This is a genomic window from Agreia sp. VKM Ac-1783, assembly GCF_900177765.1.
In the GTDB taxonomy this organism is placed as follows: Bacteria; Actinomycetota; Actinomycetes; order Actinomycetales; family Microbacteriaceae; genus Agreia.
In genome coordinates this window covers 177,772-199,219 of sequence record NZ_FXWI01000004.1, presented here as the reverse complement: position 1 = coordinate 199,219, position 21,448 = coordinate 177,772, and the positions used below count along the sequence as shown (strand labels likewise).

General features: G+C 66.5%; 18 protein-coding genes. 11 read left to right on the top strand and 7 right to left on the bottom strand.

From position 1 onward, the window contains the following. Nucleotides 1–2: 2 nt before the first annotated feature. Entirely contained in the window at nt 3–5,009 is a 5,007-nt protein-coding gene (locus tag CCK87_RS15040; protein WP_086462228.1) for a DUF3320 domain-containing protein, read from the bottom strand. A gap of 234 nt (nt 5,010–5,243) precedes the next feature. On the opposite strand from CCK87_RS15040, the gene CCK87_RS15035 reads away from it, so the two are divergent. Continuing rightward, nucleotides 5,244–6,548: an HNH endonuclease signature motif containing protein gene (locus tag CCK87_RS15035; RefSeq protein ID WP_086462227.1), complete on the top strand. Its 1,305-nt coding sequence runs from the start codon at nt 5,244–5,246 to the stop codon at nt 6,546–6,548. 244 nt (nt 6,549–6,792) lie between these two features. On the opposite strand, the gene CCK87_RS15030 is transcribed toward CCK87_RS15035, so the two are convergent. Next, nucleotides 6,793–8,718 (bottom strand): LamG-like jellyroll fold domain-containing protein, encoded by a 1,926-nt coding sequence (locus CCK87_RS15030; RefSeq protein WP_249273925.1) that lies wholly within the window; start codon nt 8,716–8,718, stop codon nt 6,793–6,795. A 158-nt stretch (nt 8,719–8,876) separates the two neighbouring features. Between CCK87_RS15030 and CCK87_RS15025 the strand changes: the two genes are divergently transcribed. Next, complete coding sequence (locus CCK87_RS15025) at nt 8,877–9,548, top strand: HAD family hydrolase (protein WP_086462226.1); 672 nt, start codon at nt 8,877–8,879, stop codon at nt 9,546–9,548. Here the strand turns inward: CCK87_RS15025 and CCK87_RS15020 are convergent. After that, on the bottom strand, nt 9,529–10,149 hold the full coding sequence (locus CCK87_RS15020; RefSeq protein WP_086462225.1) for a TetR/AcrR family transcriptional regulator: 621 nt from the start codon (nt 10,147–10,149) through the stop codon (nt 9,529–9,531). The two genes, CCK87_RS15025 and CCK87_RS15020, sit on opposite strands and share 20 nt — an antisense overlap. Nucleotides 10,150–10,242: 93 nt before the next feature. Between CCK87_RS15020 and CCK87_RS15015 the strand changes: the two genes are divergently transcribed. The 3 genes from CCK87_RS15015 to CCK87_RS15005 all read left to right on the top strand — a co-directional run bounded on the left by CCK87_RS15015 (nt 10,243) and on the right by CCK87_RS15005 (nt 12,849). Next, nucleotides 10,243–10,962, top strand: coding sequence for an SDR family NAD(P)-dependent oxidoreductase (locus tag CCK87_RS15015; RefSeq protein WP_086462224.1), 720 nt, complete (start codon nt 10,243–10,245; stop codon nt 10,960–10,962). Between the two features lie 39 nt (nt 10,963–11,001). Next, nucleotides 11,002–12,072 (top strand): LacI family DNA-binding transcriptional regulator, encoded by a 1,071-nt coding sequence (locus CCK87_RS15010; protein WP_086462223.1) that lies wholly within the window; start codon nt 11,002–11,004, stop codon nt 12,070–12,072. Nucleotides 12,073–12,192: 120 nt separating this feature from the next. Further along, nucleotides 12,193–12,849 carry a 2'-5' RNA ligase family protein gene (locus CCK87_RS15005; protein WP_140162882.1) on the top strand — a complete coding sequence of 219 codons (657 nt, stop codon included), beginning with the start codon at nt 12,193–12,195 and terminating at the stop codon, nt 12,847–12,849. Between the two features lie 79 nt (nt 12,850–12,928). On the opposite strand, the gene CCK87_RS15000 is transcribed toward CCK87_RS15005, so the two are convergent. Continuing rightward, on the bottom strand, nt 12,929–13,762 hold the full coding sequence (locus CCK87_RS15000) for an inositol monophosphatase family protein (RefSeq protein ID WP_086462222.1): 834 nt from the start codon (nt 13,760–13,762) through the stop codon (nt 12,929–12,931). 163 nt (nt 13,763–13,925) lie between these two features. Between CCK87_RS15000 and CCK87_RS14995 the strand changes: the two genes are divergently transcribed. From CCK87_RS14995 to CCK87_RS14980, 4 genes are all read left to right on the top strand, one after another. After that, the gene (locus tag CCK87_RS14995; RefSeq protein ID WP_086462221.1) at nt 13,926–14,870 is read left to right on the top strand and encodes a sugar ABC transporter permease; all 945 of its coding nucleotides are present in this window, start codon (nt 13,926–13,928) and stop codon (nt 14,868–14,870) included. Then, a complete protein-coding gene (locus CCK87_RS14990) occupies nt 14,870–15,715 on the top strand; it encodes a carbohydrate ABC transporter permease (protein WP_086462220.1) in 846 nt (281 codons plus the stop codon). The genes CCK87_RS14995 and CCK87_RS14990 overlap by 1 nt, the downstream gene beginning before the upstream one ends. Before the next feature lie 43 nt (nt 15,716–15,758). After that, on the top strand, nt 15,759–17,108 hold the full coding sequence (locus CCK87_RS14985) for an ABC transporter substrate-binding protein (protein WP_086462219.1): 1,350 nt from the start codon (nt 15,759–15,761) through the stop codon (nt 17,106–17,108). A gap of 81 nt (nt 17,109–17,189) precedes the next feature. Continuing rightward, nucleotides 17,190–17,543 carry a hypothetical protein gene (locus CCK87_RS14980; protein ID WP_086462218.1) on the top strand — a complete coding sequence of 118 codons (354 nt, stop codon included), beginning with the start codon at nt 17,190–17,192 and terminating at the stop codon, nt 17,541–17,543. A gap of 12 nt (nt 17,544–17,555) precedes the next feature. Here CCK87_RS14980 and CCK87_RS14975 read toward each other — a convergent pair whose 3' ends face one another. From CCK87_RS14975 to CCK87_RS14965, 3 genes are read right to left on the bottom strand one after another with little or no spacing between them, the layout of a single operon-like run. After that, nucleotides 17,556–17,936: a GntR family transcriptional regulator gene (locus CCK87_RS14975; protein WP_086462217.1), complete on the bottom strand. Its 381-nt coding sequence runs from the start codon at nt 17,934–17,936 to the stop codon at nt 17,556–17,558. Beyond that, nucleotides 17,929–18,705, bottom strand: coding sequence for a GTP pyrophosphokinase family protein (locus tag CCK87_RS14970; RefSeq protein WP_349289998.1), 777 nt, complete (start codon nt 18,703–18,705; stop codon nt 17,929–17,931). The genes CCK87_RS14975 and CCK87_RS14970 overlap by 8 nt, the downstream gene beginning before the upstream one ends. 19 nt (nt 18,706–18,724) lie before the next feature. Then, entirely contained in the window at nt 18,725–19,153 is a 429-nt protein-coding gene (locus CCK87_RS14965; protein WP_044440623.1) for an Lrp/AsnC family transcriptional regulator, read from the bottom strand. A gap of 180 nt (nt 19,154–19,333) precedes the next feature. Between CCK87_RS14965 and ddaH the strand changes: the two genes are divergently transcribed. Then, nucleotides 19,334–20,194 carry a dimethylargininase gene (ddaH, locus tag CCK87_RS14960; protein WP_086462216.1) on the top strand — a complete coding sequence of 287 codons (861 nt, stop codon included), beginning with the start codon at nt 19,334–19,336 and terminating at the stop codon, nt 20,192–20,194. After that, nucleotides 20,191–21,429 (top strand): ornithine--oxo-acid transaminase, encoded by a 1,239-nt coding sequence (gene rocD, locus CCK87_RS14955; protein ID WP_086462215.1) that lies wholly within the window; start codon nt 20,191–20,193, stop codon nt 21,427–21,429. Before ddaH ends, rocD begins: the two co-directional genes overlap by 4 nt. The last annotated feature ends 19 nt before the right edge of the window (nt 21,430–21,448 follow it).

Below are 21,448 nucleotides of genomic sequence, written 5' to 3'. Positions count from 1 at the left end.
CGCTAGTGCGGGCGAACGAGCCTCGTGCCCTCGCGCCCCACTCGGTTCTCTGAGAGGGCGAGAGCGAGGCCGCGCTCGATCCAGGTGCGCGTCTGCTCGGTGAGCCTCGAGTAGCCCAGCACCGATGCTGTCTCACGCAGCAGCTCGTCTGAGTCGATTGAGAGCGACTCGGCGAGCAGCAGTTCGATCGCGTTCGCGATCTCCTGCGGGCTCACGTCGGTGACCGGCCGAACGGCACTAGATGAGGTGCGCCGCACCCCGCGCCAGCTCGACGCGTCGAGGCTCGCTGGCCACACGAAGTCGTCGGATGCCACCGTGAACGCCTCACGCACGATGTTCTGCAGCAGGGCCCGTTTGGCATCGCCGACCCGGCTGTAGTCGAAGCGGCGGGCGATCGTGCCGACCAGGCGGTCGAGAGGGATCGGCCCCTCGGCCTCGAGGATGTCCGCCGCCATCGACCGGATGACGGGCACGGACTCCAGGTTGTCGAGGGCGGACTGGGGGTGAGTCGCGCTGTCGTCTGCCGGCTCGAACACGGGCAGTTCGCGGGCGAGCGTCGAGGTCGAGACCGCGGTGGGGAACGCCTTCTCGGCCGCCGCGTCTGCAGCCGCCCGATCGGCCGCCTTGCCGGCGTCGCGCACGGCCTGTGCCGCATCCGCATCGGGCAGTCGCGCACTCGCCGGGTGATCGACCGCGACGACGATGCGGGCGATGAGGGCGCTGCGGTCCCTGATCCACGCGGGCAGCCAGGCGCGGATCACGGCCGGCCACGACATCACGTCGACGAGCAGATTCGGCGCGCCATCGCGGTCGCTGACCGTGGCCCGCGAGGCCCAGCCGGGTCCGTCGACCATCACCGCAACGGCCCACGATGCCTGGCCTGGTCGACGCACCGCGAGGTCGACGGTGAATGTCGAGAGGCCGAGCCCGGTCTCTACCTCGAGACCGCGGTCGCGCAGGGCAGCGGCGATCTCGTCGACGAACCGTCCACGATTGCCCGTGACCGCATCCTGCGCACCGCGGCGGCGACCGCCGGGAAGCGCGTTCACGCTGCGGGTCGCGGCGAAGTTCAGATACGCCTTGAGATCGGCGATGCCCTGAGCGCGCGAGCGGGTGAGCTGGATGTCTTCGGCGTCGAACGAGCTGAACAGCACGACCTGGCGCTTGGCGCGCGTGACGGCCACGTTGAGTCGGCGCTCGCCGCCCGGCAGATTGAGCGGCCCGAAGTTCAGTGGCAGCGTGCCCGTGTCGGGGTCTTTGGAGAAGGCCAACGAGAACAGGATCGTGTCGCGCTCGTCGCCCTGCACGTTCTCGAGGTTCTTCACGAAGAGCTCGGAGCCGGGGGCCGCGAGCAGAGCCTTCTGAATGACCGGATCGGTGCTGTCTTCGAGCTTGTCGAGGATCAGGTCGCGCTGCTGAACGTTGAAGCAGACCACTCCGATCGACTCGCGCATCGTGGCGGGAGCGCGCAGTCGCGACACGATCTCGTCGACGATGGCCTGCGCCTCGACCTCGTTCGTGCGAGTGCGTCCACGGTCGAAGGTGCCGTCGACACGGCGCCAGCTGAGGCCGGTGCTGGCCGAGCCGCTGCTCGAACCGGTCGCGGCGCCCGCTGCCGCGGCGCCCTTTCCAGCGCTGCTCGGCGACGGGAGGCTCACGAGTTTGTTGCCGTAGTAGGCGGCGTTCGAGAACGCGATAAGGCTCTCGTCTTGACTGCGATAGTGCCAGTTGAGCCAGAGCTGCGGCAGCCCGGACTCCACCGATTCGGTGAGGATCGACTCGAGGTCTTCGACGACGAGCGGCGCATCGCGGTCGGGCGCGGGCGTGTCGGGACCCGTCGCATCCACCTGCATGATGCTCGTGGGCGGCATCTGCTTCGAGTCGCCGACCACGATCACGGCCTTGCCCCGGCCCATCGCGCCGATGGCCTGCGGCACCCTGATCTGCGACGCCTCGTCGAAGATCACGAGGTCGAATTCGATGCTGTCGGGGTCGAGGAAGTGCGCTACCGATCCGGGGCTCATGAGGAACACGGGCACGATCGATGTGAGCGCTCGCGGGTAGCGTCGGGCCACCTCGCGGAAGGCGAGCCCACCGCGCTTGCGCTCGATCTGGCGAGCGAGTTCCGCCACTTCGCCGCGCAGCTCGTCAGCGTCGAAAGGGCGCGCGGCGAGCAGTTCGGAGGCGAGTTCGCTGCGCAGCTGCTCTCGCACCAGTGCACCCTGGTCTCGGTAGGCGGAGACGTGCCGGTCTTGAGCATCGCCGTCGAAGCTGTCGAGCTGTGTCGCCGCCAGTCGCTCGGCGAGCGACGCGGAGGCGAGTCCCCGCAAAAGGGCCTCGGATGCGTCGGCCGCTTCGATCTGGCCCGTCGCCAACTGCGTGCTGAAACCCGCGAGGCCCAGTTCGCGCAGATGCTCGAGCTGGCGCCGCGTCTCGGTGAAGCGCTGCAGCTGAAGCAGCCCTGTCGCGCGCACATCGATCAACCAGGCGACCTCGTCTGTCGCCCACGCAGAGACCCAATCGCGGCCGTGGGCCCACTGCCGAACCGTGAGTCCCGTGGCTCCGATAGCGGCGAGCCAGCGGTTCCAGCTGGCGTCGATGTCGCGCACGATGGCGCCGTCGCGCACCGCGGTGTCGGCCTCGCCGGCGTCGCGTGCGTTCGAGATCCAGCCCCAGGCGCGCGGGGTGCGCTTGGCCAGCCAGACCGATCCGAGTGAGGTGCGCACGGCCGTGTCGAGCACGTTCTTCGCGTCGGGTGCGTAGGGCTGCCAGCCGGCGGGAAGGACGAGACCCGCCAGAGCGGCGGCCTGACGCTGTAGCTCCTGCGCATCCGATCGCGCGGCCTGGAGCCCGACGAGCAGCGGCGTGACCGCCTTGCCGCTCGGCTCGAATCCGGCGCGAAGCAGCGGCCGCAGACCTGCGCGGATCGAGCGGCGACGCAGCTCGGGCATGAACCAGGCGGCGTCGAGGGCGGCCGATCGCTCGGCCCACTCGTCGAGCTTGGGGGTCTCGATCGCCGCCGGCGACGCGTTCGCGAGCACGGCGGCGTGACGCTCGAGGTAGTCGACGAGACCGGTCCGTAGGGCATCGGATGCCTCGCGCCAGCTCGATCGGTCGATGGTCGCGAGCGCATCGGTCGCGGGCAGAAGGCCGCGTGACCGGGCCTCGAGCAGGCGGGATGCGACGGGCAGCTCGGTCGCCGGACGCAGGTCGCCGAGGGCGAGGCGCGCCTCGGGCGAGAGCTCGTCGAGGCGGGGGCGCACGGCGGCGAGATCGCGCAGGGACTCGGTGACCGGTGCCACCTGCAACTGCGCCGGATCGGTGGCGCCGGCAATGAGCCACGGGTGGCCCGCGCGCAGCCCGAAGCGCTGCGCGGCATCGCGGAAGTCGCGGGTGAGAATCGTGGGGCTCTCGGCGGGGGTCGTCGTGAGCCAGCTGGCGGGAACGGCCGCGGTCGACCCCTCGCCGAGCGTCGCCAGCGCGTCGTAGGCAGACCAGACGGTGTAGCCCAGAGCGTTGGGCGAGTGCACCCGCGCCGGATGCCGGTCGAGCTCGGCGATCGCCGAACGCAATCGGGTGTCGGCCAGTGCCCAGGCGTGCGGATCTGTCGGCACACGCAGGCGCAATGACTCGCGCAGCTGCTCGCGGATGGTGTTCATCGACTGCTTCGCGCCGTGCAGTTCGAGGCTGAACGTGCCGAGGCCGATGGCGTCGAGCCGCCTCTTCACGACCTCGAGGGCGGCCTGCTTCTCGGCCACGAAGAGCACGGTCTTGCCCTCGGTGAGCGCGTGGGCGATGAGGTTCGTGATGGTCTGCGACTTGCCCGTGCCCGGAGGGCCTTCGAGAACGAAGGACTCGCCGCTCGTGGCGCGCACGACGGCGGCCATCTGCGAGCCGTCGGCCGCGATCGGCAGTCTCAGAGCGGCCTCGTCGATCTGTGGGCGGGCATTGCCGGCGGGCTCGACGAAGGTCTCTCCTGGCCGCTCGACCAGGTGCCTGACCACGGGGTTAGAGAGAAGAGAGCGCCAGTTGAGCTCGAGGTCCTTCCAGATTTGAAAGGTCGAGAAGCGCAGGATGGCCAGGCTCACCGACTCCTCGAGTCGGTAGGGCAGCTCGGCTTCGGCGAGCTGGCGGCGGATGCCGTCGAACACCGCCTCGATCGCGATCCCTGAGTCGTCGATCGCCGGCTCGCGCAGCTCGGAGAGGTCGAGCCCCTGCGTGGTCTCGAACCACTGCAGCAGACACAGGTTCGGCGTCGCCAGGTCGTCGCCTTCAGCGGCGAGGAAGTACGGGGTGAACGAGAGCCCGCCGGTGAGCCGCACCGGCATCAGGAACAGGGGAGCGCGGGCCTCGCGCCCATCCGGTCGTGTGTGAATCAGCGTGCCGAGCGTGAGGTACAGGTAATTGCTGCCTGTCTCCTGCTCGAGCGACTCGGCCTCGCGTTTCATGGCCCGCAACCGCTTGCGGTGCTTGTCGTCGTCGAGTTGCGAAAAGAGGGTGCGCGAGGTGCGGAAGACGGCGCTCAGTTCGTCGTGCGCGAGCGGCGTGTGCGAGTCGATTCCGTCGACCCGCTTGCGGCCGGATGCGTCGAGCCCGCTCGAGAGGCGCAGCTTGCGGCCCGCGTGCACGGCGTCGTCGATCGATGGAAGCAGGCCCGGCGGCACGACGAGGTCGAGCACCTTCTGCGAGTGCGGCATGTTGAGCAGCGGATTGCGCAGGGTGAGGTCGAGCAGGTCGCGCTTCCAGTTGCGCACCCGTGCGGGGGAGTCGTCGTTGCGCTCGAGGCGGCTGAGCACGACGGCGTCTTCGGGGTCGACGAGGTCGACGGGGGCGTCGGGGTCGACGGGGGCGTCGGGGTCGACGGGGGCGTCGGCTGGGGGAGTGTCTTGGGCTGGAGCGTCTTCGAGGGGGGCGTCTTCGATGGGGGCGTCGCGCACGGGTTCAGTGCCGTCGACGATCGGTGCCGCGTGTCTCGCGCGCCTGACTGGCTCGCCGGTGTTGTTGGTCATGGTGCCTATCTCCCCTTGTAACCAGTGTCGCTGCTGGTCTGCGTGGGGCGCATGTGCCGAGCCGTGCTCGGTCAAATCGAGCGGCGGCCTCGTGCGACCTCGGACTCGCTCATCGGCGTCGTCTACTCCTCCACAGGGCGCCCCATTTAGGGAGTTATCCACAGCGATATTCCCTGATCAAGTATCGAATGCCCTCCTGGACCCAGTGTCGGTGGCTGCTGTTTGACTTCAGGTATGACATCCTCGATCCCGCTCCTCGAGCCCGACCCATACGTGGTCGCGCTTGAAGAGGTCGCCGCCCTCGATCAGCAGATAGCCCGACTGTCAGCGGTCAGGGCCAGACGCGTCACCGACGCGAGAAACCACCTGCATCGGCAGGCGCCATCAGACACCTCGACTGGTGGTCCCGTGTGGTCGACCGCTCGGGTCGAGAGGGTCGAGTTGTTCACCGAACTCGCCCAGCTCACCCGTCGCACCGAGTACCGGGCCGCGACTCTGATCGACACCAGCACTGCTCTTGTGGATCGTCTTCCCGCCACGCTCGCTGCAGTGGCTGCCGGAGTCGTGTCGTGGGAGCATGCCGAGGTCATCGCGAAGCACGCCGACGGCCTCGACGGCGACGCCTTGGTGTTGTACGACACGAGGCTCTCAGCGCTGGCTACAGAGGTGAATCCAAAGCAACTCGATCGAAAGGCACGCCACGAGGTCGAACTCGCCCAACCCACCACCGCGGTCGAACGGGCAGAGAAGGCCGCGGGCACACGTCGTATCTACGTCGATCCCGCAGCGGATGGCATGGCGTACCTGACACTGTTCGCTCCGGCGCCCGAGATTCACGCGATCACAGACAGGGCGACTCGATTGGCGGCAGGTCTCAGGGCGGGAGGTGACCCGCGGAGTATGACGCATCTGAAACTCGATGTCCTCACCGACCTGATGCTCAACGGTGAAACCTCGATCCCGGGTGCGACCCGGGGCGTCCGGGGCAGGGTTCATGTGATGGTTCCCGCGATGACTCTCCTCGGTATCGGTGAGGAGGCGGCCATCCTCCGCGGCTACGGACCGATCGACCCGGCCACCGCCGCGCAGTTGACGGCGGAGGCGACCTCCTGGCGGCGGATCCTCACCGACCCGATCACCGGACGCATCCTGACCACAGACCCAAGGGACTATCGGCCCACGGCGCGCATGATCGACCACGCGAGACTCGTGCACCCGAGCTGTGTGTTCCCCGGCTGCACCGTCCCGTCGGAGCAGGCCGATGTCGACCACACCGAAGATCACGCCTACGGAGGAAACACGGTTCCGGAGAACCTGGCACCGCTGAGCCAGGCGCATCACAGGGTAAAACACCACACGAGGTGGCAGATCGTGCAGAACGGAGACGACACCCTCACCGCCACCTCACCCGCCGGCTACCGCTATGTGATCCAGCCAGAAGGCAAGATGCAACCCGCACCGAAACAACTCGAAGACGCCATCACTACCGCCGCCAGATCGACAGGACCGGAGGAGGGTCTCGCGGACTGCCCCTTTTAGAGGACAAACAACGATTACGGCTTCGAGGACAAACAGCGCTTACGGCGCGCTCGAACACGGCGCGCTCGAACACGGCGCGCTCGAACACGGCGCGCTTGAACATAATGCGCTCGAACACGAACCCACCGAACGACCCACGAACGCACCGAACGGCCCACGAATGCATCGAACGACCCAAGATCTTCGAGCCTGCCGCCTTCGAGCCTGCCGCGTTCGGGCCTGCCGCTGAAGAGCTGGGCGTCGGCTAGGCGATCATGAACTCGCTCGGGTCGAGTGCCCGTTCGACGACTCTGACGTCGCCGATACTGCCGACGAAGACCTGATCGAGCTTGCCTCCGTAGTTGTAGCCACCGAGCAGCCAGGGCTGGCCGACCACCGCCAGCCCCTTATTCGAAGTCGATGGATTGCGTGCCACGGGGCATCCATCGACGTACATCGTGGTGTGCTTGCCATCGTTGACGACCGCGACGTGCCACCACGTGGCGAGGGGCAGCTCATGGCCCCAGTTCGTGAGCGAGCCGTCCTGGCTGACGGGGTAGACACACCACTGCAGCTCGCGATCGCTGGAGAGACTCAAGGTGACCGAGGGCTCCTGCGGGTCGCCACTGCTCGAGTGCGCCTTGCCTGCTTCGCCCGCAGACGATGACTGAGAAAGAAGGGCGCTGAAGCCGTTCGCGCTGCCATCGAAGGTGGAGGGCAGAAACAGAAAAGCCTCGACCGTGTAGCCATGGAGGAACTGGTTGATGTTCATTGGCGCCTGATCGACGGTCTTGAGGTAGTCGCCGCCGGGGCGACCCCCGGTCAGCGCCAGGCTGCCCACGCTCGGTTGATCGGGGTGATGAGCATCCGACCAGAGAAGGGCGCCGGCAACTGCACCGGGTCGGCCGGCGACGACGAGATCGTTGCCGTTTCCGGTCTGATCGGCCACGCGAGTAGAGCCGCTGACGCTCGCGCCGTTCGGCTGACCCTCGAAGCGCCAATAGGCGGTCGTACCCGAGACGATCATGCTCTGCGCCGAGCGCGCCGGGCGAGTGGCCACGGGTGCGAATCCGGAGAACCGCTGGGCGAAGTCGATCTGCACGGTGAAGCGGTCGATGTCGCCGCTCAGCCGAGTCTCCTGCTCTGCCAGCTCGTTCGGTGTCTTCAGTCCGCCATCGATCAAGAACGGTGCGAGCGTCTCGACATCGATCACGTTTCGCTCGGTGTCGAAGTGGTAGAGCCGGATCATTGCTGCGCCGCCGTAGTAGCGGTTCTGGTAGTTCGTCAGGTGGAGATCGACGGTGTTCCCGGCCGAGTTGACGGCGGTCGTGCGGCCCGGCCCCCAGTAGTGACCGTTGAGGGTCAAGAAGATCTGGTCGTGGCCCGAGACGAACGAGTCCCACAGGCCCTGCCCATACTCATCGAAGGTCGCGGAGCCGTCCGCTCCGGAGTCGACGAGAGTGTGCGACGTCATGATGACGGGCGATTGTGGATGAGCGGCCAACACGGAGTGTGCCCAGGTGAGCCCTCCGGCGCTGGTTCGCCAGTCGAGCGCGAGAACCAGCCACTCCCTCCCCGCGGCCGTGAACTTGTGCGCCGTGTTGTAGCCGTCGGGTGACGCGTCGACGAAGCTGTCGGAGCCGCTGAATCGCGAAGGCCCGAACGTGTCGAGGTAGGCCGTCTTTCCTCGCTGGTCGTCGGTCGACGAGTCGACATCGTGATTGCCGGCCAGCACGCTGTAAGCCGCCCCGGCCTTGTCCAAGACAGCGAACTCCGCGCCGACGGCCGCCATCTCGGCATCAGCGCCATTCTGAGTCAGATCGCCGAGGTGTGCGAGAAAGACGATGTTCTGGTGCTTCTGCTCAGAGAGCAGATAGTGCAGAGAGGCGCGAAGCGGCTTGGGATCGATCGACGCGCCGTCGAACATGTACTGGGTATCCGGCATCACCGCGACGGTGAAGCGCGGCGACGGAAGGTCGGGTGCCCACTTCTTCGTGGGGATAGGGGGTGATGCGACAGACGGAGCCGACGCTGCCGCAGCGAGGATCGAGTCGGCAGCGGAGGGCGAGGCGGCAGCTGGTGTGGGGGATCCCATGCCTGCTGCGGCGAGGGCTCCTACGGCTCCGCCGGCGGCGAGGAACCCGCGGCGCGAGAGGCCGGGACGATTGTCATCTTCGATGTGTTCGGGCACGGCGTCGAGTTTTCTCCGCGTTTCGCCTGATCGATCGACGGCTCCATGAACGGGCGTTGAACAGCGAATGGCGACCGTGAAAAAGTCAGGATGACCAGAGCGAGTTCGAAGCTGGCTCTCAGCCGAGACCGGTGCGGGAGGGATGTGATCGTGCTGTGATGGAAATACGGGCGGTGGGATTCGATCTCGACGGCACCCTGTTCGACCATCGTGGTTCGGCGATCGTCGGGGTAGACAGCTTTCTCGAATCGCTGGGAATCGAGCCATCGGAGCATGCCCGCGCGCTGTGGTTCACAGCCGAGGAAGAGCAGATCGAACGCTGGCGTTCGCGTCGCATCGATTTTCAGGAGCAGCGTCGCGAACGGCTGCGAACGGTGCTCCCCGCCCTCGGGCTGACAGCCCCCGCTGATGCGGCGGAACTCGATGCTCTGTTCGAGCGCTATCTGTCGGGCTACCGGGCCGCATGGCGTGTCTTCTCGGACAGCGTCGAACTGGTGCGGCGAGTGAAGGCCAACGGGCGTCGAGTCGGACTGTTGACGAACGGCTCAGAGCAGCAGCAGCTCGACAAGCTGCGCGTCACTGGACTGCTCGAGGTCTTCGATCACATCTGCATCTCAGAGAGCATGGGCGTGCAGAAACCTAATCCGGAAGCTTTCCGCCTGCTTGCGACCGGCCTCGGTGTAGAGCCGGAGGAGTGCCTGTTCGTCGGAGACAACCCTCTGCACGACATCGAGGGAGCGCGCGCGGTGGGTATGGAGGCGCTGCTGGTGGATCGCTATGGCCCACACCGGGAGGGCATCGAAGACGCCGTTATGGCCTGGCTGACATGAGTGCGGGCAGCACCACCTCGTCGACGACGGAGACGAAGAAGTCGCGAGACGGGGACTCGGAGCCGGAACCGAGTCGATGGGTGCTCATGGCGGGGATCACCTCGGCGAGCACCCGGATGCGAGAGGCGCGGTCGGCGGCATCCTGCCCGTTAGCTGCGCGAGACAGAATGCGTCTGTAGATGTCGACGTATGGCTCGGTCACCTCTGCACGCACTGCCCGGGCGATTCGTTCGGAGTTGCGGGTCGCGAAGATCAGGGAGGCGAAGATCGAGGTTCGCCGGGAGGCGCCGCCGAGCCAGGGCGAGTCGATCACCGCGAGCAGGTCGGAACGCAGAGAACCGGTTTCGGGCAGAGCGTCGAGTTCGGGAGGGCGCCCGATGGCGCTGATGGCGGCCAGCACCAGATCTTCCTTCGTAGGCCACCTCCTGTAGAGGGTCGTCTTGGCCTTTCCTGTTCTCGCGGCGACTTCGTCGACGGTAAAGCGCTCGTAATCCCGCTCGGCGAGGAGCTCGAGAGCGCTCGACAGAACCAGAGCGTCGCTCGATCGGTCGATCGGGCGTCCCGTGCGTCGGGTGGGGGAGTCTGAGCGTGATGCGTTCACGAGTTCACATTAACCCACCGGGTCGACTTACGCTACTTAGTAGTAGCGTAAGTCGACGGCCCGAACGCGGGGCTGCGAACGAAGGAGAGCGATATGGACATCGACAATGCTGTGGTCATCGTCACCGGTGCCTCGTCGGGCATCGGCGCGGCGACGGCACGGGCAGCTTCTCAAGCGGGTGCTCGTGTGGTGCTCGCTGCCCGTCGCGAAGATCGAATCGCGAGTCTTGCCAGAGAACTTGAGGGATCGATCGCGGTGCCCTGCGACGTCACCGATCAGAGGCAGATCGACGCTCTGGTGCGCACTGCTCTCACAGAATTCGGTCGCATCGACGCGCTGGTCAACAACGCTGGTCAAGGATTCCAGGCGACTCTCGAGCAGATCGACCTCGACGACTTTCGTGCTGTGCTCGAGCTGAATCTCGTGGCTCCGCTCGCGCTGATGCAGGCGGTGTTGCCGACGATGCGACGTCAGCGCGCCGGACGTATCGTCAACGTCAGTTCGGGTACGACCTTCGGAGATGTGCCGGGCACGGGCGGCTACGTCGCGTCGAAGATCGCCCTCGAGCGCCTGGGGGCGATCGCTCGAAACGAGCTCGAGGGAACGGGAATCACCGTCTCGACGATGATTCCCTTTGCAACAGAGACCGAGTTCATGAGCTCCATCAAGGCGGGCCGCGCCGAGGCCGAGGAGATGACGGCCGGGGCCACGTTCGATACTCCTGAGCTGGTGGCGGATGCCATTGTGCGGCTCATCGGGACCGGTGAGCCGCGACTCGATCTCGTACCGAAGGAGTACGGCGGCAGTCGATGACGACACCACCTCCGTCGATGCGCCCGCTAGCGTAGGAACGTGCGCGAGCTGACCCCCGAAGACCACGAGCCGGTGGGCCGCACACCCGGCGAGCGCCAGAGCGGTCCCGTGCCCACCATCCACGATGTGGCTGCAGCCGCGGGCGTCTCGAAGTCGGTGGTCTCGAGGGCTCTGTCAGGAGCGCCCGGTGTGGCCGCGCGCACGGTGACCAAGGTCAAGGCGGCGGCCGACGCACTCGGTTATGTGGCCAACGCGAACGCGCGTGGCATGTCGGCTCATCGCACCCATACGCTGGGCGTCTTCGTTCGGGATGCCGCGACGCCGTTCTACGGTCACCTCCTCACGGCGTTTCAGGAACAGGCATCGGCCAGGGGATACCGCGCGGTCACCGCCACCGGATCTGGCACCTTTCCGATCGAGGAGGAGCGGCGGGCTCTCGAGACGCTCGTCTCGCTGCGTGTCGAGGGGCTCATCGTCTGCAGCGGCGCTCTGCCCGTCGAAGACATCATTCCCTTCGCTCGCCGGATTCCGACCGTGATCGCGGGTCGACCGGAGGCGGACCCCTCGGTGAGCAGCGTCTACTGCGACGAGGTCGGCGGCGGTCGAGGATTGGCGGAGCGCGTGGCGATGCTCGGTCACCGTCGCGTGGCCGTGATGACCCACACCGCGGAATCGTCGATCACTCAGTCGGCGCGCACGATGGCGATGGTGGAGCGCCTGCGTGAAGCGGAGGTCGAGGTTCTCGCCTTTCGTTGCGAGGACTTCGGCGGAGACGTCGAGCGTGCTGATTCGATCGTGCAGGCGATAGTGGCTGCCGGTGGCGTGACCGCGGTGATGGCTCCGAGCGATTCGTGGGCGATCTCGGTTCTCGAATCCCTGCGCCGCATGGGCCTCAGCGCCCCCACTGACATCTCGGTGACGGGGTACGACGGCGTGCGCCCCTTTACGACCAGCCTCCTCGGCATCACCTCGTGGCGGCAGCCGCTGAGTCATATAGGACGACTCTCCGTCGATGATGTCGTCGATCAGATCGAGGGTCTTGCCGAGGGTGCGCGTCATCGCTCGATCGCGGGCGAGTTGATCGAGGGGCGAACCGCGGCGGCGATCTAGCCCGCGTCATCGTTCGTTCACCCAGTGGACGCCTTCTCGTTGACTCGTGCCGAGCCGTTCGTGTCTCAGAATAGGGAACGTTCCCTATCCCGAACGATACCCACCAGAAAGCGAGATCGTGTGAACGACCACATCGCCCATAAACTGCCCCGCGACGACAGCGACCCCTACCGCTACGGAATCTACCTGCGCCCCGACGCGAAGACGTGCCGTGCCGTCACCGTCGTCACCGACCAGCTGCGCGCTCAATACGGCCTTCTCTCGGCGGGCGCGTTTCCCCCGCATGCGACCCTCGTCGGTAGCCAGCCCTTCGGCTTCAACGAGAACGAGGTGGTCGCGGCCGTGACCGCGCTGCTCGCGAATCGCGAGGCGTTCGAGGTGCACAATGCGGGCATCCGAGCCCCTGGAATCGGTTATGTCTACGACGTGAGCCAGAACGCCGACGGCACCGAGAACGAGGCGCTGGTGAGCCTCGCTCGTGACATCGAGGCCGCGGTGGAGCCGTTCCGGCGCCCCATGAACAACCCGTTGCCCAATGACTTCGTGCCCGAGCTGTTTCGTGGGCACCTGTCGCTGGCCTCGCATGACCTCTACGAGAGGCCCGACTTGCGCGACGAGGTCGGCGAGTTCATCAGAGAACTCGAGGTGCCGGTGCCGAGCGGATTCGCCGGGCGCTCGGTTGTGATGTACCGCACGGCGAGCCCTGATTGGTCGGGCCGTTGGTGGAAGACGATGACGTGGGAGCACGTGCACAGCTGGGAGCTGACCAGCGCGTGACCGTGTGACCGCCTGACCCAGGGGCCGGATGCCGTGGGCCGGGCCGCTCTGGCGGCGGCCCGCGGCATCCGGTCTCGTGTTAGGCGGCCGGAAACCAGCGCGCCGACAGCTCGCGCACCCGCGCGATGAGCGCGCTGTGGTCACCGCCGGCCCCCATCGCAACGTAGTCGAGGCTCTCTTGCGGTCGGTCGACGGCCACGCCTTCGCGGAAGCCGGCGTAGCTGCCGCCCGTCCGGCGCAAGATATGGGCGCCGGCCGCGACGTCCCAGGGGCTCGTGTCGAAGCCCATCGTCGCGTCTGACCAGCCGGCCGCGACGTGCACGAGGTTCAGCGCACCGCTGCCGGTGCTGTGGTGGTGCTGATAGTCGGCGGTGATCTGGGCGAGCAGCTCGAATGCTGCGTCGCCGAGCAGATCGACGTCGTGCTGGTTGGGAAAGCTGGTGAGCAGCGTCGAGCGGTCATCCGGGGCCGAGGCCGAGCGCATGGGCGTGCCGTCGATCGTGGCATCGTCGGCACCCGCAGAGAAGAGGTGGTCGGCCATGGGGTCGAACACGACTCCCGCGACCACGTCGCCGTCGACCTCTGCGGCGATCGAGATGCACCAGTAGGCCAGCCCTCGGGCGAAGTTGGCGGTGCCGTCGATGGGGTCGATGATCCAGCGCAGGGGGGCCTCGCCGGAGCTGCCTGTCTCCTCGCCGAGGATCTGCGAACCGGGGGCTCCGTTCTGCAACACCTCGCTGATGACGCGCTCTGCCTCGCGGTCGTACTTGGTGACGACGTCGTGCGCATCGCGCTTGAACGAGATGTCCATCTCAGAGCGGAACCCCGCGATGAGTGCGGGCGCGGCAGTTCGAGCTGCGGTCTCGGCGAGGGCTGCCAGCTCATTCGGGTTGTCGATAATGTCGGGGGTCATGGTGCTCCTATTCGGGTTGATAGGGATTGATTCAGGCCTTCCTTAACGCCGAGTGAACGCTCGGCGACCGGATGCTCGCGCCGCTTGACCGTGCATCCAAGGGTGTCGGAGAGTTGACCCGTCCCGAAAAGGGAACGTTCCCTATTATCCGAGAGGATGCTGAATGTCAGCCTCGATCACCGCCGAACGGCGCGTCGCCGTGGCCAGCCGCCGCGTCTCGTCGACGCAGTCCTGGCTCCGCTCCGACCGACGCGTGGGTGTCGCGCTCCTCGTGCCCGCTTTCGCTGTGTTCGCGGTCTTCGTGTTCTACCCGCTCGGCAAGGTCATCTGGCTCAGCATGCAGGGAACCGACATCTTCGGCCAAGCGGCGGGCTTCGTGGGCGCGAAGAACTTCGTCACGATCTTCACCGATCCGCAGTTCGGCGCGACGATGCTCCGCACCGGGGCGTTCTGCCTGGCCGTGGTGGCCGGACGCATCGTGCTCGGGCTGCTCATCACCATCCCACTCACCACCAAGCTGCGCGGCATCCCGGTGTTCCGGGCGCTGCTCACCTCGCCCATGGTCGTCAGCGTCTCGGCGGCATCCGTCGCCTTCGCGGCAATGCTCGCCCCCGGAAACGGTCTCGTCAACTCGGTGATCACGCGTTTCGGCGGCTCCGACATCCCCTTCCTCACCAGTACGCAGTGGGCCTTCGCCAGCGTGATCGTCGTCACGGTGTGGGGCTCGATCGGATTCACCGTGCTGCTCCTCCTCGGCGCTTTCGGCGCCATAGACAACGACGTTATCGAGGCGGCGCACCTCGACGGGGCTGGGCCTCTTCGAACCCTCTGGTCTATCTCGCTGCCCCTCGTGACCCCCACTCTGTTCTTCGTCGTGGTGACCGGAGCGGTCGAGGCGCTGACCACCTTCGGCCAGATCCAGATCCTCACCGGTGGCGGTCCCGCGAACTCCACCACGACGCTCGTCTACAACATCTATCAGTCGGCGTTCGGAGCGGGCAGCGCCAACTTCGGCCTGGCCGCCGCGCTCGGTGTGGTGCTCTTTCTGCTGGTGCTCGCGCTGTCGCTCGTGCAGTTCGGCGTTCTCGAGAAGCGGGTGAACTACTGATGCGATCGCCCAGAAGACGCTCGTCGACGCGAGCCCGGATGCGCAGCGCGCTGCTCTACGTCTGGCTCGTCGCGGCGGTGATCGTCGTGTGCTTCCCGCTCTACTACATCCTCGAGGGCGCACTGACGCCGACAGCCTGGCTCGACCAGGGGCTGGAGGGACTCGTGCCCATCCACCTCACCCTCGACAACGTGATCCGCGCCACCCAGGTCATTCCGCTTGGAAGGCAGTTCGGCAACAGCCTGGCGGTGACGGTCTGCCAGACGGTGCTGCAGGTGGCGATCGGAATCGCCGCCGCCTACGCCCTCGTCTTCTGTCGACTGCGCGGTACCCGAGCGCTCTTCCTGGTGCTGCTGTCGAGCATGATGATCCCCGCTGAGACGACCCTCATCGCCAACTACCTCACGATCTCCTCCTGGCACCTCATCGACACCGTGCCCGCCGTCTTCCTGCCCTTCGTCGCCTCAGCCCTCAGCATCTTCTTGTTCCGGCAGGCATTCCTGAGCTTTCCAGGCGAACTGCGCGACGCGGCGCTGCTCGACGGAGCCGGACACTTTCGCTTCATCCGGTCGATGCTGCTGCCGGTCGTTCGGCCCACCCTGATCTCGGTGACGCTGGTCAGCGCGACCGCCGCCTGGAACGGCTTCTTCTGGCCGCTTCTCGTGACCAACTCGCCCGATAACAGAACCGTGCAGGTGGGCATCGCGCAGCTGTCGAACGCCGAGGCCACTGACATCGGCGTCGTGCTCGCGGGAGCCGCCATGGTCACCCTGCCCGTGCTCATCGTCGTGCTCCTCGCACAGCGATTTCTCGCCGGCGGCATCACCGCCGGCGCCCTCAAATAGAACCCGAACAACGAACAGAACCCGAACAGAAGGAACCCGAACTATGTCCTTTCGTAAACGCTCACTCATCGCCGCGGCCACCGGCGGCGCGCTCATTTTCGCCCTGTCCGGATGCGCCGCGTCTGGATCCGATGCCGACTCGGCCACCGCATCCGGCCCGGTGACCCTCACGTTCTGGCATGCCATGACGGGGCCGGCGGCCACAGAGCTCGACTCGCTCGTGTCGAAGTTCAACGCCCAGGAGGCCGGCAAGATCACGGTCGACGCGTCGTTCCAGGGCTCCTACGCCGATGTGCAGACGAAGTACACGGCGGCGGTGCAGTCGGGAACGACGCCCGACGTGCTGATGATGAACGACATCTCGACAGGCTTCATGGTCGACTCCAAGAAGACCACGCCCCTGTCGACGTTCACCGAGAAGGACTCGTCGTTCGACGCCGACAGTTTTCCCCCGATCGTCAGCTCGTACTACGCGGCAGCATCCGGAGGGCTTGCGGCCATGCCCTTTTCTGTATCGCAGCCGGTGCTGTACCTGAACCGATCACTGGTGACCCAGGCCGGCCTCGACCCGGACTCGCCCCCGACGACGGTGGCCGAGGTCGCGGACTGGGCCGAGAAGATCCACGCGTCGACGGGCGCGTACGGCATGACCATGAACATGAGCGACTCGTGGATGCTCGAAGAGATGTCGGCGTCGGGCGGCGAGAACTTCTGCACCCCGGAGAACGGCCGGGGCTCCGACAAGGTCACGGGTCTCGACCTGACCTCACCCACCCAGGTGACGTTCATGCGTCAGCTCCAGAAGGTGTTCTCCGACGGAACCGCGTTGAACCCCGGAACCGACAACAGCGCCATGACGTCGGCATTCGCCAGCGACAAGGTGGGCATGATGATCACGTCCACGGGGGCGTACACGACCGCCGATCCGAGCAAGACGGCCTCGAAGGTCGCGGCCTTCCCGAAGACCTCCGAATCGAAAGACGCCGGCGTGGTGATCGGTGGAAATGCTCTCTGGATCTCTGGCGACGGACACTCCGAAGCGCAGCAGAAGGCCGCGTACGAGTTCCTCACCTATCTCCACTCCGCCGACGTGCAGGCCGAATGGGCCAGCGCCACCGGCTATCTCGCATCGAATACTTCCGCCGCCGACACGGCGGTCGGCAAGCAATCGCTGTCTGACCCGAACGTGGCCGCGATGGCCGATCAGCTGGCGAACACGCCGGCGAGCCAGGCCGCAGCCGGATGCCGCACGGGCGCCTTTCCGACAGTGCGCGCGACCGTCATCGGGGCGTTCAACCAGGTCGTCGAGGGAGCCGATGTGACCTCGACGATGAAGGACGCCGAGTCGAAGGCGGCAGATCAGATCGCCGCGTACAACACGGCCGCTGGCTGAGTTCTCGGCGGGCACCGCTCACGGTCGTCCGACGATGTCAAGGCGGGGCATCGTCGGCGGCTCGCTTCGTACCCTCGAAGGATGAAGCACATCATGTACGCGGAGAAGACACTTATGATCGGCGACGAAGCGGCCGACCTGGCGATCGAATACGCGGCGGTGCTCGCCAATCACAGCAAGGCCGACACGGTCAAGCTCAACGCGTTCGACGCCGACGGCGATACCGTCGTCGCCACGCTGTTGCTGAACTCGGGAACCAACATCATCGCCGCCACGTCGCACAACAGCCTCGAGGCCCCCGACAACTCCGAGGCGATCGCCTACATTCGAGAGAAGATGCTCGCGCTGAACTCGCCGCGATTCGCGATGCCCACGGGCACCGTCGGCGATGACGCGGTCGATCTCGACATCGATCTGGACGACCTCGAAAGGTAGAACGCGCGCAGATCAGGGCAGGGTGAGGGCCGTCTTCACCAGTTCTAGCGCATCGTCTGCCGCGAGGCCTAGGGAGCGGATCTTCGCGGCGTACTCCGCTGCGGCGTGTTGGGCGGCACGGTGGGCCGCGTCGCCCTGGGCCGACACGAGTGTGCCACCGCGCCCGTGGGTCTCGACGATGCCGTCGGCCTCGAGCTCTTTGTAAGCTCGGGCCACGGTGTTCGCCGCGAGCCCCAGCTGCTCGGCGAGGGCGCGCACCGGCGGCAACCGGAAGCCCGCGGGCAGCTCGCCCGAGGTGACCAGCTCGAGAACCCGCGCCCGCAACTGCTCGAACGGGGGCGCGGAGCCCTCGGCATCCACCGACCAGCGACCGGGGAAGCTCGCGTCAGGCATCGGATGCCTCGGCCGACGTCGGCTGCGGGGGTTGCGCGGCCAGTGAATCGAGCAGGGCTTTGGGCACGATGAGTCGCTCGAGATCGCCGAAGGGAACGATGCCCTCGTCGGAGGTCGCCGTGGTCTCGGCGTTCGCATCCAACTCTCGAACCTGCTTGTGCAGGCTCTGCATCGTGAGGTCGAGGCGGTTCGCCGTGTCTGCCGCTTGTTTCAACTCGTCGAGCAGAGTGGCCGGAACCTCACGGTTGTACTTGTAGTAGATCTTGTGCTCGAGACTCGCCCAGAAATCCATGGCGATGGTGCGGATCTGGATCTCGACGGGCACCTGCTCGACCCTGTCCGACATGAACACCGGAATCGAGACGATGAGGTGCAGGCTCGTGTAGCCGTTGGCCTTGGGTGAGGCCACGTAGTCGCGCTCGGCGATCACCGTGAGATCGACCTGGCGCGCGAGCATCTCGCGGATCTTGTAGATGTCGCTCAGAAAACTGCACGTGATGCGGATTCCGGCGATGTCGTGGATGCGATCGCGGATCACCGCGGTGTCGATCGTGAGCCCCTTGCGCTGGGCCTTCTCGAGGATCGACTCGGGCGACTTCAGCCTGGAATTGACGTGCTCGATCGGGTTGTAGTCGTGCACGTGGTTGAACTCTTCGCGCAGGATGTTGATCTTCGTCATGACCTCGTCGATGGCGAACTTGTACGACATCATGAAGCGCGTGAACTCGGCCCGGAGATCGGTCTCGGGCGGATTGTTGGGGGCGTGCACGAATCGAAGTCTGCCAGTGCTACCTGCGGATCAGGTTCGAGAGCACGATAGCGCTGCGCGTGTGGTCGACGTTGGGCGCAATGCGCACCTTTTCGAGGGCGAGCTCGAGGCTCGGGATGTCGCGCGAGCGCATGTGCACGATGGCGTCGGCGCTGCCCGTGACGGTTCCCGCATCGACCACCTCGGGCACAGACGAGAGGATGCGCTTGAGCTCGGCAGGCGCGACGGTTCCGCGGCAGAAGAGCTCGACGTAGGCCTCGGTCACCGTGCCATCGAGGGTGGGGTCGAGCTGAATGGTGAAACCGCGGATGATGCCGCTGCCCACGAGCCGGTCGATGCGCCGCTTGACCGCCGAGGCCGACAGCCCGATGACCTGGCCGATGTCGCCGTAGCCCGAGCGGGAATTGAGCTTCAGCAGGTCGAGAATCTTGTAATCCAGCGCGTCCATACAGCGAGGATACGCGGAATTGTTGCAACCGCTGGCACTTCGCGCACGAGTTCGGCGTCGAACGATCGTCACGCGCGGATTGCCGCATGCAAGACTGGACACAGGCGTGCCCGGCTGTGTAACAGGCCTGGGCCACTGGACTCAGTCCGCCTCCCGTGACAATCCTCGGAGGAACTCCCTATGACGTCCACTCTCGAAACCTCAGGCCAGTCCGCGGCTCCCGCCCGCGTCGCCACCAAGCGGCACTACCTCATGTGCCGCCCCGACTACTTCACCGTGGCCTACCGAATCAATCCATGGATGGATCCCGCGATCCCGACCGACACCTCGCTGGCGGTCACCCAGTGGAACACCCTCTACGAGACCTACCTCTCGCTCGGCCACACGGTCGAACTCATCGACCAGATCCCCGGGCTGCCCGACATGGTCTACACGGCCAACGGCGGATTCATCATCGACAACGTTGCCTACGGCGCGCTGTTCACCCACCCCGAGCGCCAGCCCGAGGGCCCCGCGTTCATGGAGTGGTTCCGCGAGCACGGCTACGAGGTCGCCGAGCCGCAGAACACCAACGAGGGCGAGGGCGACTTCCTGCTCGTCGGCGACGTCATCCTCGCGGGCACCGGATTCCGCAGCGCCTCGAACAGCCACGAGGAACTCGGCGAGATCTACGGTCGCGAGGTCGTCACGCTCACCCTCGTCGACCCGCGTTTCTACCACCTCGACACCGCAATCTCGGTGCTCGACCCGCTCACGGGCGACACGTCGGCGAACATCGCCTACCTGCCCAGTGCTTTCGACACGGCGAGCCGCCTCGAGCTCGAGAAGCGCTTTCCCGACGCCATTCTCGTCAGCGAAGAAGACGGTGCGATCCTCGGTCTCAACTCCATCTCCGACGGCTACAACGTGGTCATCGCGAACCGCGCGCTCGGCTTCGAGAAGCAGCTGCGCGAGCGCGGCTACAACCCGATCAAGGTCGACCTGTCTGAGCTGCTGCTCGGCGGCGGCGGAGTCAAGTGCTGCACGTTGGAACTCCGATGAGTGCCGTGGCCCTCGAGCTCTCAGCCAGCCAGGCGGCAGCCATCCGGCTCGTCGAGGAGCACGCCGCGCATAACTACCACCCGCTTCAGGTGGTCGTCGAGTCGGGCGACGGAGCCTGGGTCACCGACATCGACGGGCGTCGCTATCTCGACTGCCTCGCCGCGTATTCGGCGGTCAACTTCGGACACTCGAACCCGGTGCTCATCGACGCGGCGAAGGCGCAGCTCGACCGCATCACGCTCACGTCGCGCGCGTTCCACTCCGACCGACTCGGACCGTTCGTCGCCGCACTGGCCGAGCTCGCGGGCAAAGACATGGTGCTGCCGATGAACACGGGCGCCGAGGCTGTGGAATCGGGCATCAAGGTCGCTCGCGCCTGGGGATACCGGGTGAAGGGCGTCGCGCCCGAACAGGCGAACATCGTGGTCATGGACGGCAACTTCCACGGTCGCACCATTTCGATCATCAGCTTCTCCGACGACTCCACGGCTCGTGACGGGTTCGGCCCGTTCACCCCCGGTTTCCGCAGCGTCGCCTACGGCGATGTGGATGCCGTGGCCAACGTCATCGACGAGAACACGGTCGCCGTGCTGGTCGAGCCGATCCAGGGCGAGGCGGGGATCGTGGCGCCGCCCGCGTCGTATCTGCCGGCTCTGCGCGAGCTGTGCACGGCGCAGAACGTGCTCATGATCGCCGATGAGATCCAGTCCGGCCTCGGCCGCACCGGGGCCACGTTCGCGTGCGACCTCGTGGGCGTCGTTCCCGACCTCTACCTGCTGGGCAAGGCGCTCGGCGGCGGAATCGTTCCGGTGTCGGCCGTGGTCGGCAACGCCGACATCCTGGGCGTGCTGAACCCCGGCGAGCACGGATCGACGTTCGGCGGCAACCCGTTGGCGGCCGCCGTCGGACACGCCGTCGTCGACCTGCTGGCCACCGGCGAGTACCAGGCCCGCGCGGCCGAGCTCGGAGCGCATCTGCACTCGCGTCTGCTCTCGCTCGTGGGTCGCGGCGTCGTCGAAGTGCGCGGCGCTGGCCTCTGGGCGGGCGTCGATATCGATCCCGCGCTGGCGTCGGGCCGTGAGTTCTGCGAGGCACTGCTCGCCCGCGGCATTCTGGCGAAAGACACGCACGGGTCGACGATTCGCCTGGCTCCGCCGATCGTCATCTCGAAAGACGACCTCGACTGGCTGGTCGACGAACTCGCCGCAACACTGGAGTCGTTCGGCCTGCGCTGATCGAGTAGGCCGCCCGCGG